At 56.7% G+C, this 17,493-nt stretch carries 14 protein-coding genes; 7 read left to right on the forward strand and 7 right to left on the reverse strand.

Annotation, left to right across the window (positions count from 1 at the left end):
• The first annotated feature begins 773 nt into the window (after positions 1–773).
• Positions 774–1,772 carry a type I glyceraldehyde-3-phosphate dehydrogenase gene (gene gap / locus PGR79_RS01840; RefSeq protein ID WP_015366361.1) on the forward strand — a complete coding sequence of 333 codons (999 nt, stop codon included), beginning with the start codon at positions 774–776 and terminating at the stop codon, positions 1,770–1,772.
• A 41-nt stretch (positions 1,773–1,813) separates the two neighbouring features.
• Here gap and PGR79_RS01845 read toward each other — a convergent pair whose 3' ends face one another.
• The 7 genes from PGR79_RS01845 to PGR79_RS01875 form a co-directional block, all read right to left on the reverse strand.
• A complete protein-coding gene (locus PGR79_RS01845; RefSeq protein ID WP_113373248.1) occupies positions 1,814–2,605 on the reverse strand; it encodes a YdcF family protein in 792 nt (263 codons plus the stop codon).
• A 110-nt stretch (positions 2,606–2,715) separates the two neighbouring features.
• On the reverse strand, positions 2,716–4,152 hold the full coding sequence (locus PGR79_RS01850) for an amino acid permease (RefSeq protein ID WP_045382631.1): 1,437 nt from the start codon (positions 4,150–4,152) through the stop codon (positions 2,716–2,718).
• A 10-nt stretch (positions 4,153–4,162) separates the two neighbouring features.
• On the reverse strand, positions 4,163–5,158 hold the full coding sequence (gene astE, locus PGR79_RS01855; RefSeq protein WP_213316187.1) for a succinylglutamate desuccinylase: 996 nt from the start codon (positions 5,156–5,158) through the stop codon (positions 4,163–4,165).
• Between the two features lie 10 nt (positions 5,159–5,168).
• The gene (gene astB / locus PGR79_RS01860; RefSeq protein ID WP_087859486.1) at positions 5,169–6,509 is read right to left on the reverse strand and encodes an N-succinylarginine dihydrolase; all 1,341 of its coding nucleotides are present in this window, start codon (positions 6,507–6,509) and stop codon (positions 5,169–5,171) included.
• Positions 6,510–6,531: 22 nt separating this feature from the next.
• Positions 6,532–7,998 (reverse strand): succinylglutamate-semialdehyde dehydrogenase, encoded by a 1,467-nt coding sequence (gene astD / locus PGR79_RS01865; RefSeq protein ID WP_430920955.1) that lies wholly within the window; start codon positions 7,996–7,998, stop codon positions 6,532–6,534.
• Positions 7,989–9,011, reverse strand: coding sequence for an arginine N-succinyltransferase (gene astA / locus PGR79_RS01870; RefSeq protein ID WP_430921141.1), 1,023 nt, complete (start codon positions 9,009–9,011; stop codon positions 7,989–7,991). Before astA ends, astD begins: the two co-directional genes overlap by 10 nt.
• 18 nt (positions 9,012–9,029) lie before the next feature.
• Positions 9,030–10,235, reverse strand: a complete 1,206-nt coding sequence (locus PGR79_RS01875) for a bifunctional succinylornithine transaminase/acetylornithine transaminase (protein WP_430920957.1) — start codon at positions 10,233–10,235, stop codon at positions 9,030–9,032.
• 527 nt (positions 10,236–10,762) lie between these two features.
• Between PGR79_RS01875 and PGR79_RS01880 the strand changes: the two genes are divergently transcribed.
• The 6 genes from PGR79_RS01880 to PGR79_RS01905 all read left to right on the forward strand — a co-directional run bounded on the left by PGR79_RS01880 (position 10,763) and on the right by PGR79_RS01905 (position 17,469).
• A complete protein-coding gene (locus tag PGR79_RS01880) occupies positions 10,763–12,037 on the forward strand; it encodes a Glu/Leu/Phe/Val family dehydrogenase (protein WP_015366353.1) in 1,275 nt (424 codons plus the stop codon).
• 184 nt (positions 12,038–12,221) lie between these two features.
• Positions 12,222–12,653, forward strand: coding sequence for a MarR family winged helix-turn-helix transcriptional regulator (locus PGR79_RS01885; protein WP_015366352.1), 432 nt, complete (start codon positions 12,222–12,224; stop codon positions 12,651–12,653).
• Entirely contained in the window at positions 12,653–14,305 is a 1,653-nt protein-coding gene (locus PGR79_RS01890) for an MFS transporter (protein WP_045393910.1), read from the forward strand. The genes PGR79_RS01885 and PGR79_RS01890 overlap by 1 nt, the downstream gene beginning before the upstream one ends.
• A 27-nt stretch (positions 14,306–14,332) precedes the next feature.
• The gene (locus tag PGR79_RS01895; protein ID WP_113373241.1) at positions 14,333–15,418 is read left to right on the forward strand and encodes an HlyD family secretion protein; all 1,086 of its coding nucleotides are present in this window, start codon (positions 14,333–14,335) and stop codon (positions 15,416–15,418) included.
• Positions 15,415–16,794, forward strand: coding sequence for an efflux transporter outer membrane subunit (locus PGR79_RS01900; protein ID WP_430920960.1), 1,380 nt, complete (start codon positions 15,415–15,417; stop codon positions 16,792–16,794). Before PGR79_RS01895 ends, PGR79_RS01900 begins: the two co-directional genes overlap by 4 nt.
• A gap of 15 nt (positions 16,795–16,809) precedes the next feature.
• Positions 16,810–17,469 (forward strand): O-methyltransferase, encoded by a 660-nt coding sequence (locus tag PGR79_RS01905; protein ID WP_430920962.1) that lies wholly within the window; start codon positions 16,810–16,812, stop codon positions 17,467–17,469.
• The last annotated feature ends 24 nt before the right edge of the window (positions 17,470–17,493 follow it).

The raw sequence follows: 17,493 nt of genomic DNA on the forward strand, positions 1-17,493 counted from the left end.
ATTCCTTATGTAATTCAATAGCCAAAAATAAGCATTGCTCAGAAAATATATACATCCAACGGCAAACACAGGCAGCAGTGCTCTGGGTGCCGATAAAATATCTGCATCATCAACAAAACATCGCACAACGAGAAAACAGAATATAAGATAGAAAAGAGAATGCTCCCGGCAAGGATAATATCTTTAAACACCCGCATTATGATTTACCCTGCAGATTTTCCTTCCCGCATTTCATGCCAGCAGGATGGAATTTCGGCATGATTTTTAAATTTTTAAGCTATGGGTTGATAATTATTCCTCAGGCCGCAATCCATTTTCTATTCATCCCTGTATTATTCCTAATGCAAGGTTACATTAATATGACCAGATGTCAATGAATGATATTCATTCTCATTATCAATATTGTGCTGAACCACCGCTATAGTTATCAATACAGCCTCGATGTAGCTATATCCTTCTGCGCTTTTTCTAATTTCTGTTATTGTGATGTAGATCATATTTACCACTCAACACCGCATGAAATAGCGAACAATGGTAGGCACTCTTTTTGTTGTACTGTCGCGGTAAGAACATTGGAACCACCTCCGACCCGGCGTTATACTTCCTTCGCACCATCTGGCTCCACGTGACAGTTACTAAAGACGCTTCAGGCAGGTAACTTAGCAATAGAAACACCTCAGGTGAACTGCTAAGCCACTGAAAGGTAGGATTTACTCTTCCCGCTCTGCCTGAAGAAGTTTTAACGTATCAACTTCACCACCAGGAGAGTATCCATGAGTAAACTTGGGATTAATGGATTTGGTCGTATTGGACGCTTAGTACTTCGTCGTCTGTTAGAAGTGAATAGCCCGCTGGAGGTCGTGGCCATCAACGATCTCACCTCACCGAAAGTCTTAGCCTACCTGCTTAAACATGACTCTAACTACGGTCCTTTCCCATGGAGCGTTGATTTTACAGAAGATGCGCTGATCGTTAATGGAAAAAAAATTACCGTTTACGCAGAGAAAGAGGCCCAGCATATTCCGTGGAAAGCCGCAGGCGCAGAGGTGATTGTTGAATGCACCGGCTTCTATACCTCGGCGGAAAAATCGCAGGCGCATCTGACCGCCGGCGCGAAAAAGGTATTGATATCCGCCCCTGCCGGCGAGATGAAAACCATTGTTTATCACGTCAACGACGACACCATGAGCCCGGATGACACCATCATCTCGGTTGCATCCTGCACCACCAACTGCCTGGCGCCAATGGCTAAAGTGCTCAACGATGCTTTCGGCATTACCGTGGGCACCATGACCACTATTCACGCTTATACCGGTACGCAATCGCTGGTGGACGGGCCGCGCGGCAAAGACCTGCGCGCCTCGCGAGCGGCGGCGGAAAACATTATTCCGCACACCACCGGCGCGGCAAAAGCCATTGGTCTGGTGATCCCGGAACTTAGCGGGAAACTGAAAGGTCACGCCCAGCGCGTGCCGACTAAAACCGGCTCAGTGACGGAACTGGTTTCCGTATTGGCGAAGAAAGTCACCGCTGAAGAGGTTAATCAGGCCATGAAAAATGCGGCGGCGAACAATGAATCTTTTGGCTACACCGAAGAGGAAATTGTCTCCTCCGACATTATTGGCAGCCATTTCGGCTCAATCTATGATGCGACTCAACTGGAGATCATGGAGGCCGGCGGCGTACAGCTTGTGAAAACCGTGGCCTGGTACGATAACGAGTACGGCTTTGTTACCCAGCTTGTCCGCGTACTGGATAAATTCGCGAAGTAAACTCAGAACCAGCGGATAGCTGCGGCTATCCGCCTTGCTCCCTACCCCAGCGTTCTGGCGTTCAGCGCCTCGCTCAATAGCGTATCTTCACGCAAGCATTGCCACGCCGCGCTAACATCGCGTGGGAAATCGACGTGGGTAATAAACCCTTTACCGTTGGGGCCATAACCCTGCGTGTTATCCAGCAGACGCGGCAGCTCGCCAAGCAGCAGCGCCAGATAACGCCCCACTGGCCACAATCCACTATCGTCTCCGTTGAATCTCAGGCCAGCAGCGCTGTTTTCAAGCCGCGGCGAACAACCGGGATAGCTCCACCACTGCGGCTTCGCCGGTGCCTCCTGCCAGACGCGGGCAAACGTCGCCATCGTCCGACGCTGCATGGTCGGATCCTGAATCACCGCGCCAGAGGTAGGATCCAGCCCACGCTCTTCCAATAACCGGCGGGTAAACCACGCGTTTTCGCCGCAGTTGGTTGAACGGTCTTCCACCACGATGCGATCGCGCGGTATTTGCCAGAAACGTTCGGCGATATCCGCCAGGATATGCGATTCCGGACGCCCCTCTACCCGCAGCGCCTGATAGTGCGGATGCTTTCGTACGACGTCGTAAAGAAAGGTCGTCGAATGACCAATACCGCCGCTTATCAATAGTGGAATCTGCCTCTGTGCCGCGAGCCGACAGGCGGCGTCAATGGTCGGGATCACCGCGTTACCGGCCAACACCGCAATCTGCGGCTGCGCATTCTGCGGCAAATCATCCTGCGCCAACCAGTCGCCGATGAGATTGGCCGCCGCTAACGTGTCGTGTGAAAGCGCCGGGAAATGCTCTGTCATACCCTTTCCTTCTTCTGTCCTGATCCAACAATGAAGTGTCGGGCGACATCATAAACCGCGCTACGGCGAAAAGGAAAATCCGGCAGCCACGCTTCAGCTGCCGGGTATCATCAGGCGCTGGCGTTATCCAATGCCAGTTGCCCTTCGCGCTTCTGTTTCACTTTCCAGAAGCACCATAGCGCAATAAACCACAGCGGCGAGGCCATCAGCGCCAGCAGCGTATCCGGGTCGAAAATCATAATGAAGATTGAGAAGGCGAAAAACAGCAGGCTCAGCCAGCACATAACCACTCCCGCCGGCATTTTGAATTTCGACCGCGCGTGCAGGTCCGGGCGTTTATGGCGATACACCAGGTACGCCACGAGGATCATACCCCAGCTGAAAACCACCATGATCGCCGCCAGCGTTGAAACGATGGTGAACAACGTCATCACGTTTGGCACCAGGAACAGCAGTAACGTACCGCTTAGCATGCAGAAGCAGGAGAACAGCAGGCTACGTACCGGAATGCGGGTATTACGTGAGAGTATACGGAACTGCCAGTGCGCATGTTTTTCCACCGACAGACCGTACAGCATGCGGGTACTGGAGTAAACGCCGCTGTTCGCCGACGACATGGCCGACGTCAAGGCGACAAAGTTAATTACCGCGGCGGCGGCAGGTAGCCCGGCCTTGGCGAACAGGGTCACGAACGGACTGGCATCCGGTGAGACGCCAGGCCATGAAGCCACGGCAATAATGACCACCATCGACAGCAGATAGAAAATAATGATGCGCAGCGGCAGCGCGTTAATCGCCTTCGGCAAGATGCGCTCAGGATCGCGCGTTTCCGCCGTCATGGTGCCGAGCAGCTCAATACCGGTGAAGGAGAAAATCGCTATCTGGAAACCGGCGAAGAAACCGGTCACGCCGTGGGGCATAAAGGCCGTCGGGTCGGTAATATGACCTAACGAAGCCTTCACGCCATCCGGCGAAGTCCAGCCAATAGCAATCATCCACGCGCCGGTCAAAATCAGCGCGATAATGGTGATGACCTTAATCAGCGCAAACCAGAATTCGGCCTCGCCGAACATCTTTACCGACAACAGATTAAACAAGAACAGGATCCCAAGCGTACTCAGCGCGGGCATCCACGCCGACATCTCCGGGAACCAGTACTGCATATAGCTACCGCAAACCACCACGTCGGCGATACAGGTCACCACCCAGCTAAGCCAGTAGGTCCAACCCAGATAGAAACTGGCCTGCGGGCCAAGATAGTCGCCGACGAAATCCGCAAACGAACGGTAATCCAGGCGGGTCAGCAACAGCTCCCCCATCGCCCGCATCACCATATAGGTAAAGAAACCTACCAGTAGATAGATAAGCAGAATGGATGTTCCGGCGACGGCGATGTTTCTGCCCGCCCCCATAAACAGTCCAGTACCAATAGCGCCGCCCAGCGCAATCATCTGAATGTGCCGGGCGCCAAGGCCGCGTTTGAGCTGCGACGGGCACTCCCCGTCGGCGGCAGGATGAACCTGCCCCTCACGTTGATGTTCAGTCATGTTGATTCCTTCAAGCAGGCATGGAAAGGCTTGGCGCGGTAGCGGTCAGCAGCAGCCCGGCGCGTTGACCGGCGGCGACGCCCGCATTCGGAAACAGGATGTAGGGGGCGTCGGCATTGACCACCCAGGTTTTCTGTGCCTGACGGGCGATTTCATAGCCTGCCGGCAGCGCGGTAAAGTTTTCGATTTTCGGGTCGAGATTCAGGGTAAAACCGTTCTCGCCCTTGATGATGCTCTGCTGCACCACAAAGTATTCGACCGGCGCTTTGCTACGCGGCGGCATGATGCCGTCGGCGATCAGCGCGCCGATAGCCAGTTCGGTGGCGGCAAACAAGCGCAGATCATTTTCACCGAATGGCATCACCTTCCCCAGTTCCAGCGTGGCGCTTTGCGCGCCGAACTTCTCGCTGGTGAAGTGGGTAAAGGTGCCGCCCGGTTCGGTATGACGCACGATGGCATCCATACCGCTGGCCTGCAACAGCTGATAAAAATCTGCGCTGTAGTCGCCATCATGAGCGGGCAGCAGCGCAAACTGCCGATATTTCGACCCGCGAATAGCGGTATGCAGATCGAGATGCGTGCGCGACACCTTGCCGTGGACATCGGCGCTACGGAAGAAGGCCTGTACGGCCATCTCCAGTTCAAAAGCGCGACGCGACTCGTTCCCGGGCATCGCCGCCAGATGGCGGCCGCCAAACAGCCGGTTGAGATCGTTATGCAGATAGCGACGGCCGGCGCGAATGGCGGGCAAATTGCCGAACACCACCAGTAGCGCGTGGGTCAGCGGCTGCTCGCCCAGGCTTAATCCCTGCAGGATCTGCAGCAACATTTCAATCGGCGCGGTTTCGTTACCGTGCACCCCGGCAGAAAGCACCGTCGCCTGTCGCCAGGGCGTTTTTGGCAGCAGTTGCAGAATGCCATCGCCTAACCAACTGGCTTCGATAGTCGGCGGAAAGGTCCATGTCTGCAGTTTACAATGCAGTAAATCGTTGACGTTTTGTTCCATTCCCGGCCCCTTATCGCTGGAAGTCATAAATCGCGCCCAGATGTAAAATCTGCGTCAGCTCGTCCAGCGCCTGATAAACCTCGCGCAGCAGCTGCGGGTCGGCGAGGTCGCTGGCATGCAGGCGATCGCGATAATGCTTTTCAACCCACGCGGTCAGTTGCTGGTAGCGTTCGTCATTCATCAGGCTGTGAGCGTTGACCGCCGCACGCTCAGCGTCATTAAGCACCACCCGCAGACGTAAACAGGCCGGGCCGCCGCCGTTGCGCATGCTTTCACGTAGATCGAATGCGGCCACTTCATCGATAGGCGATGCGCTATCGGCGGCGAGAGCAGAGAGATAACGCCAGACGTTTTCACGCTGACGGCACTCTTCCGGCACCACAATCAACATTTTGCCATCGGCTTTGCTGAGTAACTGGCTGTTGAACAGATAAGAGGCCACCGCGTCATCGAGGCTAACCTGCTCGTCAGGGACTTCAACGCTGGTGAATGGAATATTCAGACTGGCGTTGCTCTCCTTCAGCGTCGCCAGCACCTCCCGCTGCTGCAGGAAGGCGTGCTGATGATGGAACAGCACGTGGCGGTTGCTGACGGCGATAACATCATTGTGGAATACGCCATGGTCGATAGCCTGCGGATTTTGCTGAGCGAATACGGTGTACTGCGGGTCGAGCTGATGCAGACGCGCCACCGCTTCGCTGGCCTCCAGCGTCTGGCGCGCGGGGTATTTAGCTGGCGCAATGCCGCCGCTGGCGCGCTTACCGTAGACAAAAAACTGCACGCCCTGGCGGTCATAATCCCCACAGAAACGGTTATGGTTCGCCGCCCCTTCATCACCTAAATCGCCATGCTGCGGCAGCGCCGCGTGATGCGCGAAGTAGCGTTCATCGGCGAAGGTCGCCCTGAGGATAGCCGAGGTGATCGGCGCCTCCTGCATGCGGTGCAGCTTATTGTTCAGGTTGGCGACCGTAAAGTGCACTTTTCCATCAGCGCTATCCGCCGACGGCGACACGGTGGCGGCGTTGGCGGTCCACATCGAGGAAGCGGAGCTAAAGGCCGACAATAGCTGCGGGGCCTCTTTAGCTGCACGCTGGATCACCTGCTCGTCGCTACCCTGAAAACCAATACTGCGCAGCATCGTCATATTTGGCCGCGGCTGCGGCGGCAGAATGCCCTGTACAAAGCCACGATCGGCCAGGGTCTTCATCTTATAAAGTCCCTGCAGCGCCGCCTTCTTCGGGTTAGATAAACCGTCGCGGTTGTTTTGTGACGCTTCGTTGCCTACCGACAACCCGGCGTAGTGGTGCGTTGGCCCCACCAGGCCGTCAAAATTCGCTTCAAATCCAGACATAGTGTCCTCACAAAAACGGTTATCAGAATGGCAGACCTGGCGACGTCGTCGCCGGCAGCGTCAGCGTTTCGCTGACCAGAGAAGCCATCGGCCAGGCGCAATAATCGGCGGCATACCACGCCGAGGCGCGATGGTTGCCGGAGGCGCCGACACCGCCGAAAGGCGCTTTACTGGAGGCCCCGGTGAGCGGTTTGTTCCAGTTAACGATCCCGGCGCGCGCTTCGTCGGCCAGCTTGTCGAACAGCGCCGGGTCGGCGGAAATAAGCCCGACCGCCAGACCGTAGCGAGTATTATTGGCAATCGCGATCGCCTCATCGAACCGGTCGTAACGAATCACGGTGAGCAGCGGGCCGAAGTACTCTTCATCCGGCACCGCGATCCCGGTGACGTCGATAATTCCCGGCGTTAACACGGTAGAGTGAGGATCCGGCTGACTCATGCGCAGCAGCACTTTGCCGCCCAGCGCTTCCAGCTTCGCCTGCGCCGCCAGCATGCCCTGCGCGGCGGTTTGCGAAATCACCCCGCCCATAAACGGCTGCGGTTCGGCGTTCCATTTACCTGCGCGAATCTGCCGGCTGGCATCAATCAGTTGTTCAACAAGCGCATCGCCCTGTTCGCCGCGCGGTACCAGTAAACGACGCGCGCAGGTGCAGCGCTGCCCGGCGGAGATAAAGGCCGATTGAATAATCACGTTCAGCGCCGCAACGCTATCGACAACGTCGGCCACGATCAGCGAATTATTGCCGCCCATCTCCAGCGCCAACATTTTCTCCGGCTGACCGCCGAGGTAACGGTGGAAGTGGAAGCCAGCGGCGGCGCTCCCGGTAAACAGCACGCCGTCGATATCGTGGTTTTCCAACAGCGCCTGGCCGGTATCTTTCGCCCCCTGCACCAGGTTCAGCACCCCATCCGGGATCCCGGCCTGCTGCCATAGCTGAACGGTGAGTTCCGCGGTCGCCGGCGTCAATTCGCTCGGTTTAAATACCACGGTGTTACCGGCGATCAGCGCCGGGATAATATGGCCGTTCGGCAGATGCCCCGGGAAGTTGTAAGGGCCAAACACCGCCATCACGCCGTGCGGCTTATGGCGCAGCAGCGCTTTGCCGTCCGGCAGAGCGGACTCGCGATAACCGGTACGTTCGGCGTAGGCATCAATAGAAATCCCGGCCTTGCCGATCATCGCCTGTACTTCGGTGCGGGTTTCCCACAGCGGCTTGCTGGTTTCACGGGAAATTAACGTCGCCAGCGCCTCTTTATTCTCTTCCAGCAGCGCCGCGAAACGCTGAACCACGGCAATGCGTTCGCTTAATGGGCGATGCGACCAGCCATAAAACGCCTCGCGCGCGGCGGCGCAGGCGGCCTGCACGTCGGCTGCGCCCGCACTTTGCGACTGCCATAAAACGGACTGGTCTTCCGGCGCCAGCTTAGTTAACGGCGCGCCTGCGCCCTGCTGCCACTTACCTGCTATAAAATGTGCGTTTACCGCCATGATCTGTTTTCCTCTGGGTTGAGTGTCACCGCGTGAACCCGGTCGGTGGCATTGACCTGCAGGGCGTCCAGCGCCTGCTGATCGAGCGCTCCCGGCGTCTCTTGCGCGATGAGCACCGCGCGGAAGTTTTCAAACTGTCCATTCGCGACGATGGTTGGCGTCGCCTGCGGCGTTATGAGTTGCAGCGCCGGCAGCGAATAGCTCTCTCTGATAGCGCGAATATTATCGGTTTCAGCTTCCAGTACCGGGCCGGCATCGAAGATGTCGACGGACCCGCGCCAGCTAAACCCTTCTTTTTCCAGAATAGCCCGCGCCGGCGCGGTGTTGGCATGAACCTGTCCTATTACCTCGCGGGCATCATCCGGCAGCAGCGAGATGTAAATCGGGTAAGCCGGCATCAGTTCGGCGATAAAGGTTTTCATCCCCGTCCCGGTAAGACGGTCGGCATCGGCGAAGGGAATATCGAAAAAGTGGTGCCCTAACGCATCCCAGAATGGTGAATTTCCCTGCTCGTCGCTGCGCCCGCGCAGCTCGGCAAACAGATGCGGCGAAAACCACTCGCGGAACGCGGCAATAAAGACAAACCGCGCTTTGGAGAGCAGCAGGCCATTGCGGTTCTTCTGGTACTCCGGGTCAAGAAATAGGGTACAGAGTTCGCTGTGACCGGTATGGTCGTAGCTTAAATTAAGCAATTCCTGATGCTTATAAACCCCAAGCTCTTTGGATGCCCGTACCGTCTTCTGAATACGAAAATTGTAGAACGGTTCGTCGAGCCCCACCGCGACCTCAATGGCGCTAACGCCGACAACCCGGCTCAGTTCGGTATCTTCCAGAACAAACAGAAACCCCTGTTCGCCGCGCGTCAGCTTGCCGGCAAAGGTTTCAACGCTGCGTTTAATCCGTGCGGCAAGGCGCACGGCATCATTGGGCAGCGAGGTCATTCCCACGCCCGCCCGGGAGGCCAGGCGAACAATATCATCGAGGTCGTTTTCCCGTACGGGACGAAATAACATCATAGGCCGTCTCCCGGATTAGCTGATTAAGCGGGCGACGGCGCGCTCAAGGCGCATGAAGGCTTCATCAATATCCGCCAGGGGAATATTGAGCGCTGGGGCGAAACGCAGGACGTCCGGCCCGGCTATCAGCGCGATCAGTCCCTCTTCCGCCGCCAGATTGGTCAGCGCCTTGGCTTTTCCTCGCAGATGACTTGCCAGTTCGGCGCCAATCAGCAGCCCCATCCCGCGTACGGCGCTGAAGACATCATATTTAGCGTTCAGCGCATTGAGTTTATCGACGATAAGGGTATGGCGTTCGCCCACGCCCGCCAGCAGCGCGCTATCCATTTGCGCGAGCACGCTATTAGCGACGGTCGCCGCCAGCGGGTTGCCGCCGAAAGTCGTGCCGTGGGTACCCGGCTGGAACACTTGCGCCCAGGCCTCTTTCGCCAGCATCGCGCCAATTGGGAAGCCGCCGCCCAGCCCTTTTGCGCTGGTGAGAATATCCGGAACTACGTTGTAGTGCTGGTAAGCATACAGTTGGCCGGTACGCCCGGCGCCGGTCTGCACTTCATCAAAAATCAGCGTTGCTTCATGCTCATCGCACAGCTCGCGCAGTGCCTGCAGGAACTGCGGATCCGCCGGCATGACGCCGCCTTCGCCGATAATCGGCTCGACGATGACCGCGCAGGTGCGGGAAGAGAACGCCGCTTTCACCGCGTCGATGTCGTTATACGGCAGATGGGTGATGTCCTGCGGCAATGGCGCATAGTCGCTGGAGTATTTCGGCTGCCCCCCTACGGTCACGGTAAACAGAGTGCGGCCATGGAAGGAGTTCTTAAAGGCGATGATTTCGCTCTTGTCGGCGCCGAATTTGTCGTGTGCATACTTGCGCGCCAGCTTCAACGCGGCTTCATTGGCTTCAGCACCGGAGTTACAGAAGAAAATTTTATCGGCGAAGGTCGACTCCACCAGGGTTTTCGCCAGCTGCAGCACCGGTTCGTTGGTATAGCCGTTGCCGATGTGCCACAGCCTATCCAGCTGCGCTTTCAGCGCGTTAGCCAGCGCCGGATTCGCATGACCCAGCGCGTTAACCGCAATGCCGCCAGCCACGTCAATGTACTCTTTACCCTGCTGGTCCCAGACGCGGGAGCCCGCCGCTTTCACCGGGATAAACGGCGCGGGAGCGAAACACGGAACCATATAAGCATCAAAATCTTCGCGAGTGATACTGCCTGACATAACAATTCTCCGGAACGAGGATCGGCGGCATAAGCCAATCGTGAATAGTCGAATTTAACAATTTCCCTTTAGCCGTTTTCAGGGCGCACACGTCCCGCTGCGATGACAAATATTTTCACCACAACTGAAATAAGCCATTTTATTTGTATGGATATATGTTAATTCACGGTTAATACCTTGTGTATTGCGTGAGCTAATGCTGGGCCCTGACGCGCAACAAAGTCAATACAACCATGAATCATTTTATTCACTTTTAGAGGATCATCAAGATAATGAAAAATATGAAAAAATTATTTCTATATTCACTTATCTGCATAAAATATGCATATCAATGCATGACATGCAGGCACCTGGTCGTGCTTATTTATTCAAATGCAACCCCAAAAAACTAACAAAAATGTAAAATTCGGAATAGCCGTCAAATACTGGTTTATAAAATTGGTGATAACATTCATCACACAGATTTTACTGCTGTACCTATTCCACGGTTTTACACGACACAAATAACATTGAGATACAGGACTCTTATGGAAAAGTTATCTTACGCATCTGAAAGTAGTACATCTCCATGGACCACTTACCTGCGCCAGATCGACCGCGTCGCGCCGTATCTGGGCGACCTCGCCTACTGGGTGGAAACTCTGCGCCACCCGAAACGCGCGCTGATCGTTGATATTCCGGTGCAGATGGATGATGGCACCATCCGCCATTTCGAAGGCTATCGCGTACAGCACAATCTATCGCGTGGACCGGGTAAAGGTGGTGTTCGCTACCATCCGGATGTCGATCTTAACGAGGTAATGGCGCTTTCTGCCTGGATGACCATTAAGTGCGCCGCGGTCAATATTCCTTACGGCGGGGCTAAAGGCGGCATCCGCGTCGACCCGTTCTCACTGTCTGAAGGCGAGCTGGAACGTCTGACTCGTCGCTATACCAGCGAAATCGGCATTATCATTGGGCCACAGAAAGATATCCCGGCGCCGGACGTTGGCACCAACGGTAAAGTGATGGCGTGGATGATGGACACCTACTCCATGAATCACGGCACCACTATCACCGGCGTGGTTACCGGTAAGCCGATTCATCTCGGCGGTTCGCTGGGTCGTGAAAAAGCCACCGGCCGCGGCGTCTTCGTCACCGGTCGTGAAGTGGCTCGTCGCAACGGTATCGAAATCGAAGGCGCGAAAGTCGCGCTGCAAGGTTTTGGTAACGTCGGCAGCGAAGCCGCTCGTCTGTTTGCAGACGTTGGCGCGCGTATTGTCGTTATCCAGGACCACACCGCGACCCTGTTCAACGAAGGCGGTATCGACATGCAGGCGCTGACCGCATGGCAGGCCGAGAACAAGAAGATTGCTGGTTTCCCGGGCGCGCGTGAAATCGCCAAAGAAGATTTCTGGACCACCGAGATGGATATCCTGATCCCGGCGGCGCTGGAAGGCCAAATCACCCGTGAGCGCGCGGAAAAAATCAGCTGTAAGCTGATCCTCGAAGGCGCCAACGGCCCAACCTACCCGGACGCCGACGACGTGCTGGCCGACCGCGGGGTGATCGTGGTTCCGGACGTTATCTGTAACGCCGGCGGCGTGACCGTCAGCTACTTCGAATGGGTACAGGACATGGCGAGCTTCTTCTGGAGTGAAGAAGAGATCAACGCCAAGATGGACCGTATCATGACCGATGCTATCGTTCACGTCTGCGATAAAGCCGCCGAGAAAGCGTGTTCTCTGCGTACCGCGGCCTACATCGTCGCCTGTGAGCGCATCCTGCTGGCGCGTAAAGATCGCGGCATCTACCCGGGCTAATGTCCGGTTAATCCAGATACTAAACCCGGGTTCGCCCGGGTTTTTTTATTTTTTCTCCACGTGCCAGCCGGCCTTTTCCACAAAAAACGCACATTGCGTTAACCTATTTTTATCTTCGTGACTTGAAATCGGTAAATCGCCGCGCCTAAAATCATTAGAGCTCTAATGATTTTGTAGGCGGAACATGGATAACCGACAGCTTAACTTTTCCCATCTCTTATACTTAACCGCGCATCACTGGCGGCTGGCGGTTAACCGGCGGTTGAAAAATCTTGGCATGAGCCAGGCGTCATGGGTGGCGGTGTCAGCCATTGCCCGCAACGAGCAGCCCCTATCGCAAAGCGAACTGGCGCAGGAACTCGGTGTCGAAAGCGCCACCATCGTCCCGCTCATTAACCGCCTGGTCGAACTTGAACTGGTGGAGCGCGTTAAGCCTGACAGCGATAAACGTAAGCGTCTGTTGGTCGCCACCGCAAAAGGGATGGCGCTTTTCCATCAGGTGAAAGCGGTCGCCGACGACCTGCGCGAGGAGATCCTCACCGCCATCACTCCGGAAGAGCGTGAGCAAACCCACCGGGTACTGGAAAAGCTGCTGCACGAGGTGGAAAAGAAATAATGCCTCGTCGCGATGCTAATCCCTATGTGCCCCACGACTGGGCGCCGCATGAAAAACCGGCGATGCTCGGTTCACCGTCGACGCCCATCCACAGTACGCCAAAACGTGTCGCTTACGGCATCGTCGGATTGCTGGTATGCCTGACCGGCGCGCTGGGTAATGCCGTCGTTACCGCCAACCTGCAGCTGCTGCAGGGCACTTTTGCCGCCTGGTCGACGGAAATTGCGTGGCTGCCGGCGGTCTACGTCATGACTAACGTCTCCATCAACCTGCTGCTGGTGAAATTTCGCCAGCAGTTTGGCCTGCGCGCCTTTACTGAAGGCTTCCTGGTACTGTATGTACTGGTCACTTTCTTCCACCTGTTCGTCAACGACCTCAGCTCGGCGATGATGGTGCGTGCGGCGCACGGCATGGTGGCAGCGGCGTTAAGTTCACTGGGAATTTACTATCAGGTGCAGGCCTGGCCGGCGCGCCACCGTCTGAAGGCGTTGACCATTGGGATCACCGGATCGTCGCTGGCGATCCCGTTGGCGCGTCTGTTCTCGACTGAATTACTGCAGATTGACGAATGGCGTGGTCTCTACTTCTTTGAGCTCGGGCTGGCGCTGGTGTCGCTCGCCTGCGTCATTGCGCTCAAACTGCCGCCCAGCGACCGCAAAAAAGTGTTTGAGAAGAAGGACTTTATTACCTTCTTCCTGCTGGCGCCCGGTATGGCTTTGGTCTGCGCGGTGCTGTCGCTGGGCCGTCTGGACTGGTGGTTTGAGGCACCGTGGCTTGGCTGGTCGCTGGCGGGTGCGGTGGTGCTGATCGTTTCGGCTATCGCCTTCGAGCATAATCGCACTAACCCGCTGCTTAACACCAAATGGCTTTCCAGCGGCAGTATCATTCGTCTCGGGCTGATTATGCTGCTGATACGCATCGTGCTGGCGGAACAGAACACCGGAGTCATCGGCTGGCTGCAGTACGTCGGCTTGCAAAACGAGCAGATGACCAATCTGGCATGGTCTATTTTCGCCGGTATCGTCTGCGGTATCGTCGCCAGTTGCCTGACGCTTAACCCGCAGCGCCTCTACTGGCCCACCGCGACCGCGCTGGCGTTGATCATGATTGCGTCATTGCTTGATAGCCAGTCCACTGCCCTGACCCGTCCGGAACAGTTGATGTTCAGCCAGTTTTTACTTGGCTTCGGCAGCGCCTTCTTCCTGGCGCCGGCCATGCTGGCGGGAATTGGCGGGGTGATTGCCGACCAGCGGAATCTGGTTAGCTTCTCGGTACTGTTTGGCATGAGCCAAAACATCGGCGGCCTGCTCGGATCAGCTATCCTCGGTACTTTTCAGACCTGGCGTGAAAAATTTCATTCCAGCCAGTTGGCCGATCAGATAACCACGTTGAACCCGTTAATCGCCGAGCGACTGCAGCAGTACAGCCAGATGTATCAAAGCCAGATTGGCGACAGCACGCTATTGAATGTGCAGGCTACCACGTTGCTGCAAAACGCCTCGACGCTACAGGCCAATATTCTCGCCTACAATGACACTTATCTCCTGACGGCGGCGATCTCTGCCGCAACGCTGGTGTGGATTTTCTGGCGCTTAATCAGATTGCGAATCACCGCCCGTATCGCGTTAAAACGCGCAACCGGCAATAAATAATAAGATAATTTTTACTCTGGAGTGGTTATGAGTCAGCAGGACGCGGCCAGGCAACAGGCCAATACCCGAAACAACATCCGCGTGGTGTCTATTTTTACCGCCGCGGCGATCGGCATCGTCGGCGTATTGGTGATTCTTTACGCCTGGCAGTTGCCCCCTTTCACCCGGCATAGTCAGTTTACCGATAACGCTTATGTGCGCGGTCAGACGACGTTTATCAGCCCGCAGGTTAACGGGTATATCACCGCGGTGAACGTCAAAGATTTCGATACCGTTCAGCCGGGACAGGTGCTGTTCCAGATTGACGATCGCATTTATAAGCAGCGGGTACACCAGGCGCAGGCAACGTTGGCGATGAAACAAGCGGCGCTGAAAAACAACCAGCAGCAGCGGAAAAGCGCCGAAGCGACGATCGTCAAAAACGAGGCCGCCTTGCAAAACGCCCGCGCGCAGAATCAGAAAACCCAGGCCGATTTAAAACGCGTACAGGAGCTTACCGCGGATGGGTCGTTATCCATTCGCGAACGCGACTCCGCGCGGGCCAGCGCGGCTCAGGGCGCAGCCGATATCGAACAGGCGAAAGCCACACTGGAGATGTCGCGCCAGGATCTGCAGTCCACTATCGTCAATCGCGATTCGCTGGAGGCCGATGTGGCCAGTGCCAAAGCGGCGCTGGAGCTTGCCGAAATCGACCTGCAGAATACGCGGATTATCGCCCCGACGACCGGGCAACTGGGGCAGATCTCCGTACGCCTCGGCGCCTATGTCAGCGCCGGTACGCATTTGACCTCGCTGGTGCCGCCTCAGCACTGGGTTATCGCCAACCTGAAAGAGACGCAGCTTGCCGAGGTGCGCGTCGGCCAGCCGGTCACCTTCTCGGTCGATGCGCTGAACAGCGAAACCTTCCACGGCAAGGTACAAAGTATTTCGCCTGCGACCGGCGTCGAATTCAGCGCGATCTCGCCGGATAACGCGACCGGCAACTTTGTCAAAATCGCCCAGCGGATCCCTGTCCGTATCGCGGTCGATGAGGGGCAGAAAAACAGCCATCGTCTGCGCCCGGGAATGTCGGTGCAGGTGACGATTGATACCCGCGCGGAGAATAAACAATGATCCGCCCGTTAACGCTTGCCGTGGCGCTGGCGCTGGTCGGTTGTCAGTCTGCCGATGTACCACGTGCGGAGCCCTCACTGGCGATCCCTGCCGCCTGGCGTGCCGATGTGGGGCCTTCCAGCCCGGTGGAAGGCGTGTGGTGGCGCAATTTTCACGATAGCGCGCTTAATCAGTATGTCGATCGGGCGTTGCGCTACAACAGCGACGTCCTGATCGCCCGCGAGCGGGTTAACGAATATCAGGCGCGCGCGTACGCTGCTGATAGCAGCTTATTCCCCTCGCTTGATGCCAGCCTGACCGGTACCCGCGCTCGCGCACAGTCCGCCGCGACCGGTCTGCCCATCCACAGCACGCTGTACAAAGGCGGCCTGACCGCCAGCTATGACGTCGATATTTGGGGGGCCAACCGCAGCGCCGCCAGCGCCGCCGAAGCCAGCCTTGAAGCGCAGAAAGCCGCTGCCGCCGCGGCTAATCTCACCGTAGCGTCATCGGTCGCCGTCGGCTACGTCACCTTGTTGTCATTAGACGAGCAGCTGCGGGTCACCCGCCAAACGCTGAAATCGCGAGAAGATGCGTGGAATCTGGCTAAACGCCAGTATGAAACCGGCTATACCTCGCGCCTGGAGCTCATGCAGGCGGATTCCGAACTGCGCTCGACGCGGGCGCAGATCCCGCCATTGCAGCATCAAATCGCGCAGCAAGAGAACGCCCTGAGCGTTCTGTTGGGCGACAATCCCGGTGTGGTAAAACGTAACGAGTTCGCGCAACTTAGCCCGCTACACCTGCCCTCACAGCTACCCTCGACGCTAATGAGCCGCCGTCCGGACATTGTGCAGGCTCAACGCCAACTGGTGGCCGCTGATGCCACCCTGGCATCGTCGCAGGCGCAGTTGCTGCCTTCCATCAACCTTACCGCCACCGGCAGTTTGCAGGACAGAACGCTGCCGGATCTGCTCGACAACCCGCTGCGGTTATGGAGCATTGGCGGCAGCATTCTGGCGCCGTTGCTCAACCGTCAGGCGCTAAATGCGCAGGTTGATGTCTCGATGGCTCAGCGCAATCAGGCGCTCTACGGATATGAGAAAACGGTACGTGGTGCGTTCAAAGAGGTGAACGATAGTCTGGATGCCATCAGCCGCTACGGCGAGCAGTTAACCGAGCTCCAGGAGCAGGAATCGGTCGCCGCAGAAACGTTGCGTATCGCGCAGAACCGCTATCGTAACGGCTACTCTTCCTATCTGGACGTGTTGGATGCGCAACGTACGTTGTTCTCCACTCAGTTGAGCGTGGTACAGGTGAAAAATAATCTTCTACTGGCACAGATTGATTTGTACCGGGCGCTGGGAGGCGGCTGGTTTGACTCATCAGCGAGCTAAAACGGGAAATGTTATATGCAACAACAGTGGACGGCAGTAGACAAATATCTGGTTGAAGCGTTAATCCCCGGCGATCTTGTACTCAATCGGGTGCTGGAAAATAATCATCGTGCCGGGCTACCGGCGCACGATGTCGCCGCCAATCAGGGTCAGTTTTTGGCTCTGCTGGTGCGGCTTACCCAGGCGAAGCGAATATTGGAAATTGGCACCCTCGGCGGCTATAGCACCATCTGGATGGCGCGCGAGCTTCCTGACGATGGCCAACTACTCACACTGGAGGCCGACGCGCATCATGCCCAGGTGGCGCGGGAGAATCTGCAACTGGCGGGCGTTGACCAGCGGGTCACGCTGCGGGAGGGGCCGGCGCTACAGTCGTTGGAGGCGCTTGGCGAATGTCCCGCTTTCGACCTGATCTTCATCGATGCCGATAAGCCGAATAATCCCCATTATCTGCGCTGGGCGCTACGTTATTCCCGCCCAGGAACCTTAATTATTGGCGATAACGTGGTACGCGACGGCGAAGTGGTCAACCCACAGAGCGCCGACGAGCGCGTTCAGGGCGTGCGTCAGTTCATTGAGATGATGGGCGCCGAGCCACGGTTGACGGCAACGGCGCTGCAGACCGTGGGCACTAAAGGCTGGGACGGCTTTACTCTGGCGTGGGTAAACGCTTAAGCGAGTAGCCCCGGTAAGCGCAGC

It is taken from the genome of Klebsiella sp. 141161 (assembly GCF_050600815.1).
In the GTDB taxonomy this organism is placed as follows: Bacteria; Pseudomonadota; Gammaproteobacteria; order Enterobacterales; family Enterobacteriaceae; genus Klebsiella; species Klebsiella aerogenes.

Coding starts and splice junctions, on each gene's coding strand:
- PGR79_RS01895 (WP_113373241.1), top strand. CDS start 14,333: ATGAGTCAGCAGGACGCGGCCAGGCAACAGGCCAATACCCGAAACAAC.
- PGR79_RS01875 (WP_430920957.1), bottom strand. CDS start 10,235: ATGTCAGGCAGTATCACTCGCGAAGATTTTGATGCTTATATGGTTCCG.
- astB (WP_087859486.1), bottom strand. CDS start 6,509: ATGTCTGGATTTGAAGCGAATTTTGACGGCCTGGTGGGGCCAACGCAC.
- PGR79_RS01850 (WP_045382631.1), bottom strand. CDS start 4,152: ATGACTGAACATCAACGTGAGGGGCAGGTTCATCCTGCCGCCGACGGG.
- PGR79_RS01880 (WP_015366353.1), top strand. CDS start 10,763: ATGGAAAAGTTATCTTACGCATCTGAAAGTAGTACATCTCCATGGACC.
- PGR79_RS01890 (WP_045393910.1), top strand. CDS start 12,653: ATGCCTCGTCGCGATGCTAATCCCTATGTGCCCCACGACTGGGCGCCG.
- PGR79_RS01900 (WP_430920960.1), top strand. CDS start 15,415: ATGATCCGCCCGTTAACGCTTGCCGTGGCGCTGGCGCTGGTCGGTTGT.
- astE (WP_213316187.1), bottom strand. CDS start 5,158: ATGGAACAAAACGTCAACGATTTACTGCATTGTAAACTGCAGACATGG.
- PGR79_RS01845 (WP_113373248.1), bottom strand. CDS start 2,605: ATGACAGAGCATTTCCCGGCGCTTTCACACGACACGTTAGCGGCGGCC.
- PGR79_RS01905 (WP_430920962.1), top strand. CDS start 16,810: ATGCAACAACAGTGGACGGCAGTAGACAAATATCTGGTTGAAGCGTTA.
- gap (WP_015366361.1), top strand. CDS start 774: ATGAGTAAACTTGGGATTAATGGATTTGGTCGTATTGGACGCTTAGTA.
- astD (WP_430920955.1), bottom strand. CDS start 7,998: ATGGCGGTAAACGCACATTTTATAGCAGGTAAGTGGCAGCAGGGCGCA.
- astA (WP_430921141.1), bottom strand. CDS start 9,011: ATGTTATTTCGTCCCGTACGGGAAAACGACCTCGATGATATTGTTCGC.
- PGR79_RS01885 (WP_015366352.1), top strand. CDS start 12,222: ATGGATAACCGACAGCTTAACTTTTCCCATCTCTTATACTTAACCGCG.